General features: G+C 36.3%; 17 protein-coding genes. 10 read left to right on the top strand and 7 right to left on the bottom strand.

Annotated features, from left to right (window positions below; genetic code table 11):
* Positions 1-99 precede the first annotated feature (99 nt).
* The 3 genes from BOQ62_RS11015 (at position 100) to BOQ62_RS11005 (ending at position 2,473) form a co-directional block, all read left to right on the top strand.
* Positions 100-1,008: an alpha/beta fold hydrolase gene (locus BOQ62_RS11015; protein ID WP_228413967.1), complete on the top strand. Its 909-nt coding sequence runs from the start codon at positions 100-102 to the stop codon at positions 1,006-1,008.
* 43 nt (positions 1,009-1,051) lie between these two features.
* On the top strand, positions 1,052-1,309 hold the full coding sequence (locus tag BOQ62_RS11010) for a hypothetical protein (protein WP_129039449.1): 258 nt from the start codon (positions 1,052-1,054) through the stop codon (positions 1,307-1,309).
* A gap of 150 nt (positions 1,310-1,459) precedes the next feature.
* Positions 1,460-2,473, top strand: coding sequence for a TQO small subunit DoxD (locus BOQ62_RS11005; protein ID WP_129039447.1), 1,014 nt, complete (start codon positions 1,460-1,462; stop codon positions 2,471-2,473).
* 174 nt (positions 2,474-2,647) lie between these two features.
* Here the strand turns inward: BOQ62_RS11005 and BOQ62_RS11000 are convergent, their stop codons facing one another.
* The 6 genes from BOQ62_RS11000 to BOQ62_RS24090 form a co-directional block, all read right to left on the bottom strand.
* Positions 2,648-3,244 carry a hypothetical protein gene (locus tag BOQ62_RS11000; RefSeq protein ID WP_129039445.1) on the bottom strand — a complete coding sequence of 199 codons (597 nt, stop codon included), beginning with the start codon at positions 3,242-3,244 and terminating at the stop codon, positions 2,648-2,650.
* A gap of 390 nt (positions 3,245-3,634) precedes the next feature.
* The gene (locus BOQ62_RS10995; RefSeq protein WP_129039443.1) at positions 3,635-5,212 is read right to left on the bottom strand and encodes a DHA2 family efflux MFS transporter permease subunit; all 1,578 of its coding nucleotides are present in this window, start codon (positions 5,210-5,212) and stop codon (positions 3,635-3,637) included.
* 141 nt (positions 5,213-5,353) lie between these two features.
* The gene (locus BOQ62_RS10990; RefSeq protein WP_129039441.1) at positions 5,354-6,457 is read right to left on the bottom strand and encodes an HlyD family secretion protein; all 1,104 of its coding nucleotides are present in this window, start codon (positions 6,455-6,457) and stop codon (positions 5,354-5,356) included.
* Positions 6,458-6,473: 16 nt separating this feature from the next.
* Positions 6,474-7,790 (bottom strand): TolC family protein, encoded by a 1,317-nt coding sequence (locus BOQ62_RS10985; RefSeq protein ID WP_129039439.1) that lies wholly within the window; start codon positions 7,788-7,790, stop codon positions 6,474-6,476.
* A complete protein-coding gene (locus BOQ62_RS10980) occupies positions 7,774-8,193 on the bottom strand; it encodes a hypothetical protein (RefSeq protein ID WP_228413965.1) in 420 nt (139 codons plus the stop codon). The genes BOQ62_RS10985 and BOQ62_RS10980 overlap by 17 nt, the downstream gene beginning before the upstream one ends.
* Positions 8,148-8,399 carry a TetR/AcrR family transcriptional regulator gene (locus BOQ62_RS24090; protein ID WP_228413963.1) on the bottom strand — a complete coding sequence of 84 codons (252 nt, stop codon included), beginning with the start codon at positions 8,397-8,399 and terminating at the stop codon, positions 8,148-8,150. The genes BOQ62_RS10980 and BOQ62_RS24090 overlap by 46 nt, the downstream gene beginning before the upstream one ends.
* A 278-nt stretch (positions 8,400-8,677) precedes the next feature.
* Between BOQ62_RS24090 and BOQ62_RS10975 the strand changes: the two genes are divergently transcribed.
* From BOQ62_RS10975 to BOQ62_RS10970, 3 genes are read left to right on the top strand one after another with little or no spacing between them, the layout of a single operon-like run.
* Positions 8,678-10,198 carry a catalase gene (locus BOQ62_RS10975; RefSeq protein WP_129039437.1) on the top strand — a complete coding sequence of 507 codons (1,521 nt, stop codon included), beginning with the start codon at positions 8,678-8,680 and terminating at the stop codon, positions 10,196-10,198.
* A gap of 6 nt (positions 10,199-10,204) precedes the next feature.
* Complete coding sequence (locus tag BOQ62_RS23175; protein WP_228413961.1) at positions 10,205-10,372, top strand: hypothetical protein; 168 nt, start codon at positions 10,205-10,207, stop codon at positions 10,370-10,372.
* Positions 10,366-10,713 carry an ankyrin repeat domain-containing protein gene (locus tag BOQ62_RS10970; protein WP_228413985.1) on the top strand — a complete coding sequence of 116 codons (348 nt, stop codon included), beginning with the start codon at positions 10,366-10,368 and terminating at the stop codon, positions 10,711-10,713. The genes BOQ62_RS23175 and BOQ62_RS10970 overlap by 7 nt, the downstream gene beginning before the upstream one ends.
* Positions 10,714-10,747: 34 nt before the next feature.
* Here BOQ62_RS10970 and BOQ62_RS10965 read toward each other — a convergent pair whose 3' ends face one another.
* Positions 10,748-11,863, bottom strand: coding sequence for an ATP-binding protein (locus BOQ62_RS10965; RefSeq protein WP_129039435.1), 1,116 nt, complete (start codon positions 11,861-11,863; stop codon positions 10,748-10,750).
* 405 nt (positions 11,864-12,268) lie between these two features.
* Here BOQ62_RS10965 and mdlD point away from each other — a divergent pair, with 405 nt between their 5' ends.
* From mdlD to BOQ62_RS10945, 4 genes are all read left to right on the top strand, one after another.
* The gene (gene mdlD, locus BOQ62_RS10960) at positions 12,269-13,588 is read left to right on the top strand and encodes an NAD(P)-dependent benzaldehyde dehydrogenase MdlD (RefSeq protein ID WP_129039433.1); all 1,320 of its coding nucleotides are present in this window, start codon (positions 12,269-12,271) and stop codon (positions 13,586-13,588) included.
* Between the two features lie 196 nt (positions 13,589-13,784).
* Positions 13,785-15,098 (top strand): hypothetical protein, encoded by a 1,314-nt coding sequence (locus tag BOQ62_RS10955; RefSeq protein ID WP_129039431.1) that lies wholly within the window; start codon positions 13,785-13,787, stop codon positions 15,096-15,098.
* A 1-nt stretch (position 15,099) separates the two neighbouring features.
* On the top strand, positions 15,100-15,690 hold the full coding sequence (gene lptC, locus BOQ62_RS10950) for an LPS export ABC transporter periplasmic protein LptC (protein ID WP_089690214.1): 591 nt from the start codon (positions 15,100-15,102) through the stop codon (positions 15,688-15,690).
* 11 nt (positions 15,691-15,701) lie between these two features.
* Positions 15,702-16,745 carry an anhydro-N-acetylmuramic acid kinase gene (locus tag BOQ62_RS10945; protein ID WP_129039429.1) on the top strand — a complete coding sequence of 348 codons (1,044 nt, stop codon included), beginning with the start codon at positions 15,702-15,704 and terminating at the stop codon, positions 16,743-16,745.
* Positions 16,746-16,945 lie beyond the last annotated feature (200 nt).

The following is a 16,945-nucleotide window of genomic DNA, read 5'->3' as shown; positions in this document are numbered from 1 at the left end:
GTAGTGATTTTTAATTTTTAAATGTAATCATAATTCCCTTTATTTTATTTTTTCCGATCAAAGAATATTTGGTAATTTAGAGAACTCAAAAGCTGCATCATGAAATTTATGTTTTCTCTTCTCTTCATTATAGGTTCAATGTTCTTTAAAGCACAGGATTTGTATTCTAAAGCCTATGGAAGCCCGAAAAACACTCCTATTATTTTTATTCATGGTGGACCAAGTGGAAACGCGACCCTCTTTGAAGGAACTACCGCTCAAAAACTTGCCGATAAAGGATTTTATGTGATTGTTTATGACAGGCGTGGTGAAGGACGTTCAAAAGATGGAAATGCCACCATGACATTCAAAGAAAGTTTTGAGGATTTAAAAAGTATTTACACAACTTACAACATCAAAAAGGCAAATATTCTTGCCCACAGCTTTGGCGGAATTATCGGGACCTTATTTACAGCTCAATTTCCTGAGAAGGTAAAAACTCTTACGCTTGCAGGCGCTTTATTTACCCAACAGGAAACTTACGACCATATTTTAAAACAAGCCAAAGAACATTTTAAAAATGATCCTGTCCACCTTAAAGAAATTTTGGAAATAGAAAGTCTGGATAAAAATTCTGCAGCTTATCGAAAAAGATGCTATGACATGGCAGGAAAACTTGGATTTTTCGATATGCCCTATCCCACTTCTGAAAGCAAAAAGCTGAGAACAGAATACAAAGCAGGTGAATTTTACAAAAACAATATAAGAAACCCTGAATCTCCTCTTAAATTTTATCAGAATGAGTCTCAGAACAATCTGGATAATACTTCCATTTTAAAGAATATTCGAAAAAAGGAATTCCCATTTTTGCAGTGTACGGTAAGAATGACGGGATATTTTCAGAAAAACAGATGGCTGATCTCAAAAATATTGTCGGGAAGAAAAATTTCAGGCTTATTGACAACTGTTCTCACTACTTATTTGTTGACCAACAGGATGATTTTTTACAATTCATTAAGCTTACATTGAAATAAAGTGTAGTTTTGTAATCATGCCTAATTCAAGAGTTCATATGAAAACCTATAAAGCCATCATTACGATGCTTGTATTGGTGTTTTCATTGTCTCCATGTTCTGTAAAAAGAAATGTTCTTGATATTTTTGACATTCAGTACATCAGCGGTCTGAATAAGGTAAAAACGACCTCATCACTTTCTTTCAGCTGCGATGCAGCATCTGCTTCCTTGGGAACTTCGGTTTCAAAAATAAAGTTCAGAACCAATACAAAGATTTTTTTCCAGCTTTTCTTCAAATACTGGAAACCCTGTTGAAGAAAAGATTTTTTTCAATCAATATTCAGGACATTCTACAGGAAACAGCCCCCCGAAATATATTCTATTTAAAAGACTGAAGCTTAATCTGGTTTAAAAATTTTTAAGCCTCATTAAAAATCAGTTTTTTACAATACAATATTAATTTCAATGAAACATACCATAAACAGCCAGCCATCGGACATGGCCGGATTATATACTTTATCTCTCCGAATGGTTATCGGATGGACTTACTTTTCTGCATTTTGGCGCAGACTTATCCTCGAAAACAAATTTATTCCGGACGAAAATGGATATATCGGAGAGAAATTCAATCATTTTTTACCCAATGCCCTCGGAATAAAACCTATTATTGAATATCTGGTTACCCATCCGGATGCTTTACATCGATCTATGATGATTTTCACCATTGTTGAAGCGGTTGTAGGGTTATTCATTATTCTTGGATTATTTACCCGTTTGATGAGTATAGGAATTTTCAGTCTTGCTCTCGGGATTTTACTAGGTTCCGGCTGGCTGGGAACAACCTGCCTTGATGAATGGCAGATTGGAGTCTTAGGAATTGCTGGTGGATTTGTTCTTTTTCTTACAGGGAGTGGACCTTATTCTCTGGATTATTATTTCATCAAAAAGAACAAAAATTTCACTCAGAAAGGATGGTTTCAATGGCTTGGATCAGGAAATTTCCCTATATCAAATCCAAAGGCTTTTGTACTGGTAGGTTCATTTATCATATTTGGATTAACCCTTTTTACCAATCAATACTTCCATGGAGGAGTCTGGGGAACGCTACATAATAAATCAGTAAAACCTAAACTGGAAATTTCAAATATTTTTCATCATAATTCGGATCTGAAATTTGAAGTATACAGAACAGAAGGTGCTGATGTATACGGTTCTTTTCTGATAGGTATTCATATTCTGGACAAAGACGGAAATATTTTAAAAGAATTTGATCATAAAAAACTCTCCACACTTCCAAAAGAAAGTATAAAAAATCATTATGTTGCCAAAGTGAAACCGGGGAAACACAGTTTAGTAATTCCTTTGGGAGCAAAAGCTGATGTGACATTAGATATTGATGATATGCTTATAAAAAATGAAATTTACTCGCTAAAACTAATTGATGTAAGTGGTATTGAGTGGATAGAGAGGATTGAATAGAAATTTGAGATTCGGGTTTGAGAATATGAGAGTTTGAGATTCTTTTATGATAATTGATCATTCATGTGGAAAGCAAAATTCAATTGTGAATTTTCTCTATGGTTTTATTAAAGTAGAAGCGGACTATTGTCCGCTTCTACTGATATTTGATGTTATTATTTTCAATATTTATTTCTATTTTTCTGAAACAAGCACATGATAACTGCAAGAGCTGTCCGGATCAAGTTTGAGCACTTTTATTTCAAGTAAAACATCCAGTCCCATAGTATCGCAAATGCCTTGTATGAAAGGTTTTATAACCGGCCACTTCAATAGATCCGCGATTTGCAGACTTTGGGTGATTTTATGGTAACGGTCTACTCCTTTAATCAGCATTTCACATTTGTAGTCATTTAATTCTTTAAAGTCAAAGTTGTATTCGGGACTGGATGTAAAAACTGCTCCTATCAATATTTTAGCCATAGCTGGAATACCTGGCTGCAGATTAGGTTTTGCTTCAAGATTCCTGAGGGTCATTCTTGATCCCAGATCATACATAAAAGTACTGGAAAGTTCTTCAATAGCTTCTGCTCCATAAAATTTTCCGATCTGTTTGAGCATTCCTCCGTAGAAAGCTCCTGTAATATCAGACAGTCGCTGGGTAAGTTCAGGAAAGGTTTCGGGAAAGAAATCTGCAATTATCTGAGCCTGATTCATTTCAGGAAGATAAACATCATTTTTTCTGAAATCTGATAATGCCACATAGGTTTCCGGCAGTTGAATTTGATTCATATGTAATAAGTTATTAGTGTTTTTGAAATTATGATTTAGTTTAATAATGAAGCGAAAGACAGTGTTCTAAAGCATTCATAAATTAAAAAATTGCCTTTATAAAAACAAGCTAAAAAACAGCTATAAGTTGATCTTAATAACTGAATTTCACATAAAGATTTTGTTCAATATTCCGGTAAAACCTTTTTGAAAATGCTGTAGAGAAATGAGGGAATCTATTCATATTTTTTCATTTGGTATTGTAAAGCTAGAAAAAATAAATAAAATCTCCAACAAGTGATATTATTTTTTATTTAACAAAATAAAACTGAAAGATATTGGATACTATCATTTTACAACAGAAATAACAAAAAAAACCTTCGAAAATTCCGAAGGTTTTTATATTAAAATTTAGTGCATGGCTTCACTCAAATCTATTTTTTCTTTGCTCTTTCTTTCTTTTACGAGTAAGATAAACGGAATACATATCAGGAATATGATTCCAAGGTAAAGAAATACATCCATATAAGATAATACCGTTGCCTGTTTGGTTACAGACATATCGAGCATTTTATAAGCTGCATTCATCGCAGCATCAGGAGTCATTCCCTTAGCAATAAAACTTGCTTTAAGAGAAGCGAGTCTCTGCTGAACATCAAAGCTGTTCTCGTCCAGATGGGAAATCAGATTATTTCTGTATTTCTGGCCTGCATTGGCAATAAATGTTGTGATAGCTGCAATCCCGAAAGATCCTCCCAGCTGTCTCATCATCCCTGTAAAGGCTGCTCCCTGGCCAATCTCCTGTCCTTTCAAAGTACTTAATGACAAAGAGGTAATTGGAATAAACAATAGTCCTAACCCTGCTCCTCTTACAATCAGCATCCAAAAAAAGGCATCTTTGCTGGTATCCGGTGTCAGAATTTTATATCCCCAGAAACTATAAACAAAGAAGATAAAGAGTCCTAATGAAACCAGAATCTGCTGTTTTGCTCCTTTTGCCAATAGTCTTCCGATAATAGGCATCATAAAGGCCGTCGTCAATGCCGCAGGAATCATCAATGCTCCAGACTGAAGTGCCGTCCACCCTAAAATACTCTGGGTATATAAAGGAACGATAAATGTAGAACCATACAATCCAAATCCAAGCACGAAAGACATCATGGTTCCGATTCTTAAATTACTATTTTTAAGTACCCTGAGTTCAACAATTGGATATTTAAAGGTAAGTTCCCTCCAAAGGAATAATATAAATCCTAAAACAGCAGCTACGGTAAACGCTACAATCATTCCACTGGCAAACCAGTCTTCTTCATGACCTCTCTCAAGAATAAACTGTAGTGAACCTACGGTTACTGCCAGTAATCCAATTCCAATCCAGTCCACATCCGAGACTTTACGTTTTTCTGCATATTTCGGACTTCTTACAAACTGCAGCGTCATCAAGGTTGCTGCAATTCCAATCGGAATATTAATATAAAAAATATACGGCCAGCTGAAGTTATCAACGATATACCCTCCAAGAGGCGGACCTAATGTAGGACCGATAATTACTCCCAGACCATAAATAGCCTGAGCCATACTTCTTTTTTCAATCGGATAAGATTCCGTAATGATCGTTTGTGAAGTCACCAATAAGGCTCCCCCACCGATTCCCTGCATCAATCTGAAGAACACGAGTTCCCAGATATTAGTCGCATTTCCACATAAAAATGAAAATATGGTAAATATAATGATGGATGCCGCAAAGTAATTTCTACGTCCAAACTGCTGGGAAAGCCAGCTCGTCATTGGTACTATAATTACGTTACCAATGGCATAAGCCGTAATTACCCATCCCACTTCTGAAAGTGTAGATCCAAGATTCCCCTTCATTTCATTCAAGGCAACATTGACAATCGTGGAGTCTACAATTTCAAGAAGGGCACAAAGGATAGCCGTAATCGTAATGATCACTCTACGCGCTCCATATTCTACTAATGAATCTTGCATAAGTTTTTTTCGATGTAAAAAGTCAACGGTGAATTTTGTTTCGCAAATGAATAGTGAATTTTAAAACAGTCCATTTTAACTGACAGCAAAGCTGATTCACTATTGACAACGAAATTCATTGACTTTTAACAATTTTAAATGTTATTTCAAAGCAACCTCTGCTTTCACGTTCATTCCTGTTCTTAATCTTTTCGAAATATTTTTGTCAAGATTTACAAAATCGATTTTTACAGGAAGTCTCTGAACTACTTTTACGAAGTTACCACTCGCATTATCCGGAGGAAGAATAGAGAAAGTAGCTCCTGTAGCCGGAGAGAATGAGCTTACCACTCCTTCAAATTCTTTATCAGGGAAAGCATCAATTTCAATTTTCACTTTCTGACCTTCTACCATTTTATCTACCTGCGTTTCCTTAAAGTTGGCTACAACCCATTTCTGGTCATTTTTAACCAAAGCAAATAACTGCGCTCCAGCCTGCAGATACTGACCTGCCTGTGTAGGTACTTTTCCAACGTATCCGTCTTCTGGTGCAAGGATTACGGTATATGATAAATTCAATTTTGCATTTTCTACGTCTACTTCTCTTTGTTTAGCTACAGATCCTGCAACACTGATTTGCTGTGAGCTTGCAGCTGTTTGAGAAGAGGCAATATGAGTTTGCTGGGCAATTTGGTTTCTCTGATCCACTAAAACCTGTAACTGTCTGTCTGCAGATTGTTTTGCTGCTAAAGCCTGCTCATACTGCTGTTCTGTAATAGAGTGGTCTTTTACAAGATTGGCATATCTCTTCAAATCCTGAGATGTTTTCCAAACATTTACTTTTGCTGCTTCTATCTGAGCATTAGCTGTAACTACTGCTGCTTCTGAAGAACCGATATTTTTTGAAGTCGCTGTGGTAGTAGCTTCTGCATTGGAGATATTACTTTTAGCAGTAGATAATGCTGCCTGAGCCTGATCAAGAGCCATTTTCTGATCTCTGTTATCCAAAATCACCAAAGTATCTCCTTTCTTTACAAACTGATTGTCTTTTACTTTTACCTGGGCTACGTACCCTGAGATTTTAGAAATCACCGGTGCCATATTGGAAGCGATCTGAGCATCGTCAGTCTCTTCATGATACTGTCCGTAAGTAAAGGCTCTGTAACCGTAGATACCACCTCCGATTACTACTGCCGCTAAAATGATAGGAAAAACTAAACTTTTTTTCTTTTTAGGTTCAGCTGCCTGTGTATTATTATTTTCCATTTTGGTTTCGATCTGATTATTTAATTGTTAAAGTTCCTGTTGTCTGTAATAGTTTTCTATATGCCAGTGCTGCATCTGCCTTAGCATTGATCACGCCTACGTTTGCTGCGATCTGAGCTGCATCTGCATCCAGTAATTCTGTCATGGTTGCAAGCCCGTTGTCGTATTTATTTTTTGTAATTCTGTAATTTTCATTCGCCTGTTCAGCCGATTTTTCGAAAACAACGATTCTCTTTTTTGAGTAATCTGTATTCTGATATTCTCTGTTTACGTCAAGCTTAATGTTATCATTCAATAATTCATCCGTAGCAGCAAGCTGTTTTTCTCTTGCCTGAGATTGTCTCAATGAAGAATTTTCTTTCCACAGGTTAGATAAATTATAAGAAACTCCAATCCCTACATTGATAGCATTGTATACGGTAAGAAATTTGGGAATATCCGCTGCTACATATCCTCCTGTAAATGCGATGGAAGGTAAGTTTTCTGCTTTTGCTGCTTTTGATCCCAGTTCTGCTGCTTTTCTCTGTTGTGCCAAAGCCTGTAAATCTTTACGGTTTTCTCTGGCTTCAGTAACATAAAAATCAACAGGTTTTACGTCTGATCCTTCCTCAATATAGTTTTCATCTACTGTAAGTTCTGTAGTTTCAGGAAGCCCCAGCAATAAGTCCATATTGATATTGGCAATATTGTAGTTATTCTTAGCTTCCAGTATTTGAAGTTCAATATTTGAAGTCTGAAGATTAGCTTTTAATCTGTCATTTCTTGCAATCAACCCATTGTTTTCCATTTTAAGGAATGTTTCATCTCTCTTCTGAGACGCAGCAAGGTTTTCTTCAAAAACTTTGATGGACTGATTCGCTTTGAATAAGTTATTGTAAGCCTGAGCAACATTATAAGCAATAGCAATTTTATCGTTCTCAGTGCTTAGCTTAGACGCTTCTACTAAATATTTCGCAGATTGAATACCATATTTGATTCTTCCACCGCTATAGATGGGAACACTAAGGTTAGCTGAACCGTAAAGCACCTGATGTACTTCAGGACCTCCTGCTCCACCCGAAAGACCCGGAAGTTTGATATCAACATTGGGTTTTATAGGAAGATACATATAGCTTCCGGATACTTTTAATTCCGGTAACTGTCTGTTTTTAGCTTCCAGAAGATCAGCTGTAGCCTCTTCGATCTTGGCTGCATCGATCTTGAGATTCTTGCTGTTCTGGATTCCCAGCTGCACAGCTTCGTCAAGAGAAAGTGTTTTTTTCTCCTGAGCATTTGCATTTGCTATTCCTACGAATAGTGATAATGCAATCACTGAGTTATTTATTCTCTTCATAACCTAAAAGGTCTTTTAGTAAGTATTTAATGTGTTTATTAAGTTCTGTATAGTATCTTTCATCAAAGGCTTCCTCATCTTCTGTTTCATTCAGGAACTCTTTATACATTTCCTTCGCATTGAATGCATAAAATAAAGTTCCGCTTACCGTGGAATGAAGCAGGTAAATGGGTGGGTTTTTGGTAAAAATTCCATTTTTAAGACCACTTTCCAATATTTGAGAATACATAGAAAGGAATCCCATTTTAATTTGCTTCAAAAATTCTATAATCTGAGGATTCTGAGTATGCAGCTGCTCTCTCTGCATAATCCTGTAAAAACATTTTTGAGTTCTGATCTTGTTAGAAAACTGATCAATTACTTTTTCAATCTTCTCCCATTCGTTGATATCTGTTCTTCCCAAAAGATCTTTTGAAAAAACTGACCTTCGTTCATTCTGTATTCCACTAATTTCTCATAAAGTTTTTCCTTAGAGCCAAAATAATATGAGATCATAGAGATATTTACATTAGCCTCCTTTGCGATTTCCCGGGTGGAAGTTCCTTCGAACCCCTTTTCAGCAAAAAGCTTCTCGGCTGCGAATATTATATTTTCTTCTTTTGAAATCATGTTAGTGTTCATTTTTCAGGGCGCAAATGTACACAAGTTTCAAATAAAATCAAACGATTGATTGATTTTTTTTATTAAAATAAAATTAAATCTTGTATCCATGCTGATTAAAAATTTAAAACAATCCTTTAAAAGTAGCGAAAAAATAAAATCATATTTATTCCATCAATTAAATAACTTAATTTCAATTGATAAAATAAATATTTTAAATAGAATTTAATTCCTTTTACATAATAGATACAAACTATAGATTTGCCTAAAATTAAAACATTTCATCAATGAAAAAAACATATCTTATTATGGGATTAAGCCTTGCAACGCTCTTGCAAGCACAGCAATTAACTACTAACACAGGAACTCCTGTCGGGGATAACCAGAATTCAAAGACTGTAGGCAACAATGGTCCTGTTCTTCTGGAAGACATTCATCTTATTGAGAAGCTGGCTGCCTTTGACAGAGAAAGAATACCTGAAAGAGTTGTCCATGCAAGAGGAGCAGGAGCCATTGGAGAATTTGTGGCGGACGCAGATTTCTCTGATGTAACTTCAGCGGATTTCTTATCAAAGGCGGGAAAGAAAACGCCTGTTCTGGTAAGATTTTCAACAGTTGTGCATCAGCAGGGATCCCCGGAAACCTACAGAGATCCAAGAGGTTTTGCTGTTAAATTTTATACAGATCAAGGGAATTATGATTTAGTAGGAAATAATCTTCCTGTATTTTTTATACGGGATGCTATCAAGTTTCCGGATATGGTTCATGCATTCAAGCCTTCTCCTGTTACCAACGGTGCTTCTGATAACAACAGGGTTTTTGATTTTTTCGCCAATATTCCTGAAGCTACCCATATGCTTACCTGGTTGTTCTCCGACTACGGAATTCCTGCCAACTACAGAGAAATGCAGGGCAACGGGGTACATGCCTTCAAATGGGTAAACGATAAAGGTGAAGTAACTTATATAAAATACAAATGGCTTCCTAAACAGGGAGAAAGAAATCTTACCTCTGAAGAAGCTGAAAAGATACAGGCAACACAGACCGAGCATGCTACTCTGGATCTCTACAATGCTATCCAAAACAAAAAGTTCCCTCAGTGGGATTTATATGTACAGATGCTTAAGAAGAATGATTTTGAGAAACTGGACTTCAATCCTCTTGATGTCACCAAAATATGGCCTGAGTCTGTGGCAAAACTTATTAAAGTAGGAACGATGACACTCAACCAGAATCCGTCCAATTATTTCCAGCAAGTTGAGCAGGCTGCTTTTTCGCCCGGAACACTGGTACCTGGAATTGAGCCTTCAGAGGATAAATTATTACAGGGAAGATTATTTTCTTATTTTGATACCCAGCGCCACAGGATAGGCGGAAACTTCCAGCAGCTTCCGATCAATGCATCAAAGAATACAGTTTTAACGTACAACCAAAATGGATTTATGTCTTTAAGGCCTCAGTCCGGGGAAGTCAACTATCAGCCTTCCGCCTCTAAACCGGAAGTGACAGACCATAAAAAGTTTAAATATTCAGAATCTGTAGTACCTGCAGGAACGGTTATTACACAAGCTAAAATTGATAAGGAGAATAATTTTAAACAGGCAGGAGAACTTTACCGCTCATTTTCTAAAAAAGATCAGGATAATCTCATCAAAAATCTGGGAGGTGCTTTATCTTCATTGAAGGATAAAAAAACAGCTGCTAAAATGATTTCTTATTTCTATCAGGCTGATGCAGAATATGGTAAACGACTTGCAGGCTTTATTAAAATGGACCGAAATCAGTTAGAATCTTTACTCTCGAAATAGTTCCTTATGAAAAATACATTATCTATATTCATCTTAATGTCTGCTGCTTTTTTCGCAAAACTACATGCTCAGGATCTATTTTCTTATGCAAAAAATGATCAGGTAGCAGAGCTGGTCCAGTTCAAATCTGACCTTAATCAAAAAATGATCAGGGATACACCCCTCTTATATTAGCGGTTTACAACAACAGCTACCGTGCTGCCCAATGGCTTTTAGAGAATGGAGCATCCCCTGACCTTCAGGATCAGAATGGAAATACCGCTTTAATGGGTGCGGCTTTTAAAGGATATCTCAATATGGCAGAGCTTCTTCTCACTCATCATGCAAATCCCAATATCAAAAATTACAACGATGCAACAGCACTTATTTATGCATCTGTTTTTGGGAAAGCTGAAATTATCAAACTGCTGTTAAGCAAAAAAGCAGACAAAAGTCTAAAAGACAACAGAGGAAATACCGCATTACAGCATGCCGTAATGCAGGAAAATGATGCCATTATAAAACTTCTTCAATAATCATTTCTTACTAAGATCTGCTTTTAAGCAGGTCTTAGCTTTTATGAATGTAACGTGATAATTTTATTCCCAGATCCGTCCAGACAATTTTAGGATTTCCGTTTCTGGTAAGATGGAGATCGGCAGTATTGATTTCTTCCAAAATGCTTTCAATATTGGCCCCACTGATAAATTTGGAAAACCCAGTCCAATTGAATCCGTTAGCATCTATTTTTTTATAAACCAGATTCCCGGACTGATAATTCTGAAGGAGTGCCAGCCTGAAAATTTCCGAGCAGTAGTTTAGGAAGTTTTTTTGCTTTTCTCTGTTCCAGCCTGCAATTTCTCTGGCCCAAACAATAATACTTCTAAGATATTCCGGTTTCTTTTTTACCATAAAGGCATCTCTTACCCATTGTACAAAAAGCTTCTCAAACTCATTGCTTTTATCTCCTGAATTCAACAGCTTTACAGCCTCATTAAGGTCTCCCTGCGCTTCATGAATAACCTCTCTCACTTTTTCTTCTGAAACAGAAAAATTCTTTTTGAGATGATTTTCAATATCTTCATCCTCTATTCTTGGGATTTCTACAATCTGTGCTCTGGAAAGGATGGTAGGAAGAATATCATTGGTACTTTCTGCCGTAAGAAGAATGATGGTTTTTGCTGGTGGTTCTTCTAAAAACTTCAAAAACTTGTTGGATGCCGCAGTATTCATTTTGTCTGCTCTCCAGACAATCAAAATTTTGGTTCCTCCTTCGTAACTTTTCAAAGAAAATTTCTGATTCTGTTCGTCAATTTCATCAGCAGAAATAAATAACTGTTTATTTTCTGATTCTAAAAAGGCTGTCCAGTCATCATAGCTTGCATAAGGAGAAGCCAGGATCATTTCTCTGAACTCGTCAAACTTATTTTTGCTTAAAGAGTTTCTATTATCTGTAAAAACAGGGAAACTGAAATGCAGATCCAGGTGATTGAGATGCTCCACTTTCGCAGCAGCATGTTCATTTTCCCTACTTAGAATCTCTCTGGCATACGCCAAAACCATGGGCAGTGTTCCGTATCCCTCTTTTCCTACAAAAAGCTGGGCATGGCTCACTCTGTTTTCGGCAATGCTTTCCCTAAGAAGTTTTTTCAGATTTGTCTGTCCGGCGATGTTCTCCCAATTCATGTTTCAAAGATAAAAATCTTATTTCATTTCATAAAATTAAGTCGGTTTAAAATGGATAAAAATATAGATCATACATTTTGAGATTCTTTACATCTATAAAAATGCAGGATATAATAAAAACCATTAAGAAGGATTGAAGAAATAAAGAACAATTAAGATGAATCATTCTGATATTAAGTTTAAAGGAAATACTATCAATACCTTTATACAATCTTAACGGTTCAAAATGAAAGTTTAAAAACAAGTGCATACTATAGATTATAGGAAATATCAATAATAGGATTAGAATAAAACTGAAAATTAAATTTCACACAATTTAATTTTATACAATAAATTTACACCGTGAAATTATTCGTAAATTGATTACCATTTCACACCAATTTCAAATATTAAAATTGTAAACCAATGGATAAGGACCTGGAACAAAAAATCAGAGGCATATTTCAACAGCAGAAAGCCTTTTTTACAACCAATCAGACTAAAGATATTGAATTCAGAAAAGCACAGTTACGAAAATTCCGTGAAGTTTTCTTACAGCATACGGATGCACTTTGTGACGCTTTGGCTACAGATTTGGGAAAAAGCAGAAAAGAAGCGGAGTATGTGGAAATTCAAATTGTGATCAGCGAACTTGATGATATGCTGGAAAATATCGATGAGTGGGCAAAACCTACACCTGTGCCTTCAAAACCCCATCCGTCAGGAGCTGAAGTTGAAAGCAAAATAACCTATCAACCCTATGGAGTTACTTATATTATAGGCCCTTTCAACTACCCTGTTCAATTGACATTCAGTCCGCTTATCGGAGCTTTAATTTCTGGAAATACAGCCATCATAAAACCTTCCGAAAATACCCCACACGTTGCACAGGTTCTTGAAGATATTATAAAAGAATCTTTTGATAAATCGTATGTTTCGGTTATTCAGGGAGCCATTGAAGAAAACACCTTATTATTAAGCCTTCCTTTTGATTATATATTCTTCACAGGAAGCCCAAATGTTGGGAAAATTGTAATGAAAGCCGCTGCAGAACAGCTAATTCCTGTGACTCTTGAACTTGGAGGAAAATCTCCTACGATTGTTCATAAAGATGCAGATCTCGATAAAGCAGTGGCAAGAATCTCTTACGGAAAATGGATCAACTGCGGACAAACCTGCGTGGCTCCTGATTATATTTATATTCATGAATCGATAAAAGATGCATTTATTGAAAAATTCAAAGCCTATCTGGATACGGCTTATGAAGGAAATTCTCTTGGGAAAATCGGAAAAATTGTAAGTCAGAATCAGATCAAACATCTTGCAGGTTATCTGGAAGCAGCACCGGAGAAGGTAATCTACGGAGGCAATTATGATCTTGAAACCCGTCATTTTGAAGCTACTGTAATGGATCATATTATCTGGGATGATCAGGTGATGCAGCAGGAGATCTTCGGGCCTATCCTTCCTATTATGACGTATGGTGATATTGAAGAAGCTTTGGAAGAAATCAATAACCGTCCTAAACCACTGGCACTATATGTTTTCACGGAAGATCAGAAGTTTGCAGATTATGTTTTAGATCATACTACAAGCGGAGATGCTGAAATCAACAGTGCTATTATCCATGTGGGTTCGCATTACTTACCTTTTGGAGGTGTAGGAACATCAGGAATGGGGAAATACCACGGTAAATTCAGCTTTGAATGCTTTAGCCACAGTCGTTCTGTTCTTCAGGTAAAATAATTACAGAAAAAATACTTCTATAAACTTAAGACTGTTCATCATAGAACAGTCTTTTTTATAAAACAGAATTAATATTTTTATTGCCGAATATTTGCATTTTTCTTGTAAAGAAAAGCCCTTAACAAACTTTAACCACATATAATTTTTACAATTCATTAATATTTAAGATATTTGCGCATTGTTTTAAAAATAAAGAATGAAAAAAATCTTTGTAGTATCATTCATATCAGTTGGATATTTTCTTAATGCACAGAGTCTAAGCAACTCTCCGTATGCAACTTATGGAATTGGGGATGTGAAATATGATAATACGATCGAGACTACTTCTATGGGAGGTATATCAACTGCTTTTATAAGTGATTTTACCAGTAGCTTCAATTTTGCCAACCCGGCAAACAACGCCAATTTTGAACTTACGAGTATCAGGCTGGAAGCTACCAATGAAAACAATTATTTCAAATCGAATTATAACGATATGAAATCTACAAAGCATTCTACGTATCTTTCTAGTATTTCATTGGCTTTTCCATTATCTCCTAAAGTAAAAATGGGAATCTCTTATCAGCCATACAGTTCCAAAAGCTACGATATCGTAACTGAACAGCTTAATGCAGATAAGACTCCTCTTTACAGAAATAACTTTAAAGGAAGTGGAACTTTGAACACTGCACAGGTAGCAGTTTCCTATAAAATCAATCAGGAACTTTCTGTGGGGGCAAGAGCTAACCTTTATTTTGGTGATCTTAGCGACCTTAACGAATTCCGTGCTTATAACAGTGCTACTGGCAGTTATATGGGAGAATACGTGAACGGTTATCAGACTAAAAACAGAATCAGAAACTTTAACTTTACACTTGGTACTAGCTACCAGACTTTAAATACACGTACTGACAAGAAATTCACAGTAGGAGCTACTGCTACTTTTGGTAACACAAGTAATATGACTACTGAATACATCAACAGTACATACAGATATTCTGACGCTCAGGAAACTACTAAGGTGGACGGATCAGAAACCATCATAGATCAACAGAATACGAAATCTAAAAACCTTCTTCCATTTCAGGCATCCGTTGGGGTTGGATACGGAAGCGAAAATCACTGGTTCTTCTCAGGACAGGTAGATTATAAAAAAGGAGAAGATATCTCTTATTTTGGTAAAACTTTCGACTTTCAAGATACGTACAGAATTTCTGCCGGTGGATGGTACCTTCCTAACTATAACAACTTCAGAAGCTACTTCTCAAGGGTAGTCTATAGATATGGAGCCTTCTATGAAAGAGGAAACCTTAAGCTGGAAGGAACAAGCATCAATAAATTCGGTATTTCTGCCGGAGTAATGCTTCCATTCAAAAACAGCAGTATCACCAGAATGAGTGGTCTTGAAATAGGACTTGAAGTTGGGAAAAGAGGAACTCTTCAAAACAACTTGATCAACCAGAATTTCGTCAACCTGAAAATCGGCTTCAACTTTGCTGATAAATGGTTCAGAAAGGCTCTTTATAACTAGAATGAATTTTTCAGAAAAAATATCATATAAAAATATAGCATGCCTTTTTAGTTGTGCTATATTTTTTATATTGACATCCTGTGAAGAGGATCTTACCAAAAGAAATGGCAGCCAAAGTAAGAATTTCCCTTCGCAGATCATCAACAATGCCAATATTATACAGCGTGATTCCGGCTTTGTCACTTTAAAAGCCAAAGCACCCATCATTGAAAAGTATGAACTGATCGACAGCCCTTATGTAGTAGCCAGAAAAGGAATTGACATTGAGTTTTTCGATAAAAAGAAACCTAAGGTTCCAGGAAGAATTACAGCCAAATACGCTCGTATTTTTGAATATAAAAAATTCTATGAAGCCAAAGGTGATGTAAGAATAAAAACCAATGAGGGGCAAAGATTTGCTATGCAGAGTATTTATTGGGATCAGAAAAAGAACAGAATCTATACCAAAGATACCGTATATGTGACCATGGAAGATGGTTCTACGCTGGTAGGTGCCAATGGAATGACTGCAAAAGATGATTTCTCAGAATATACTTTCTATAACAACTCAGGAGATTTCAGTTCAAAAAGAATTTCTGAGAATAAAAAATAATTCCAACAATAATGAAAGCTCTGGCTATTGGACTCATGTCCGGGACAAGTCTGGACGGTTTGGATATCTGTCTTGCTGAATTTGAAAAGCAGGACCAATGGACCTTTCAAATCCTGAAAGCAGAGACCCTTCCCTATTCTGAAGATTGGGAGAACCTACTTAGAAATTCCATCCACCTTACTGCCGAAGATTTACTGGAACTGCATTCTGAGTATGGTTTTTACCTGGGTCAGCAGGTCAAAGGATTCATTAATAAGAATCAGCTTGAAAACATTAGTCTTATTGCCTCCCATGGCCACACCGTTTTTCATCAGCCTAAGAAAAAATTCACCCTTCAGATCGGTGACGGCAGAGCGATTAAACTCGAAACCGGATTACCTGTTATCTACGATTTCAGAAGCCAGGACGTCCTGATGAATGGAAATGGAGCTCCATTGGTTCCGATAGGTGATGAATTACTTTTCTCGAACTACAGCGCCTGTTTGAACCTTGGCGGATTTTCCAATATTTCCTTACAGTCAGGCGGAAAAAGAATTGCTTTCGACATTGCTCCGGTAAATATTATTTTGAATTACTTGGCCAAACAGCTTCATCAAAGCTTTGATGAAAACGGAGAGCTTGCAGAAAAAGGAAAAATAAATAAAACTTTGCTGGATCAACTTAATGAATTGGATTTCTATCACTATTCCCATCCAAAATCTTTGGGAATAGAATGGTGCAACGAGCATATTTTTCCAGCTCTTGAAAATGTGGGAACTCTGGATGCTCTTGCTACTTTTACTGAACATACGGCCCAGCAGATCGCTAATGTCATCAATGAGTATAATATAAAAGACATCCTGATCACCGGAGGAGGTGCTTATAACTCTTTTTTAATTGAAAAAATAAGATCCAAAACAACATCTGAAGTCATTATCCCTGAAAAGAAAATCATCGATTATAAGGAAGCGCTGATCTTTGCTTTCATGGGCGTTCTGAAAATGAATAATGAAATTAATGTTTTGTCTTCAGCAACGGGAAGTACCAAAGATCATTGTTCCGGAGTCATAGCATAAAACAATCGCATAAAAATAAAAGACCTCCATTTTGGTAGTCATGGTCGGAAGAAATTTCCGACCATTTTTTATGTTTTAAGTTTTGAAGACTTTTGCAGGATCACCCCCCGCAAATATTATTAAAATTGCGGTAATCATATCCCGAAGTTCCATAGCGATGCGTCTTTTAGCTGTTTTATATCCTAAATTGTTTACTTTTT

This window comes from Chryseobacterium sp. CH21, assembly GCF_004119445.1.
In the GTDB taxonomy this organism is placed as follows: Bacteria; Bacteroidota; Bacteroidia; order Flavobacteriales; family Weeksellaceae; genus Chryseobacterium.
This window is presented reverse-complemented; position numbering and strand designations above follow the sequence as displayed.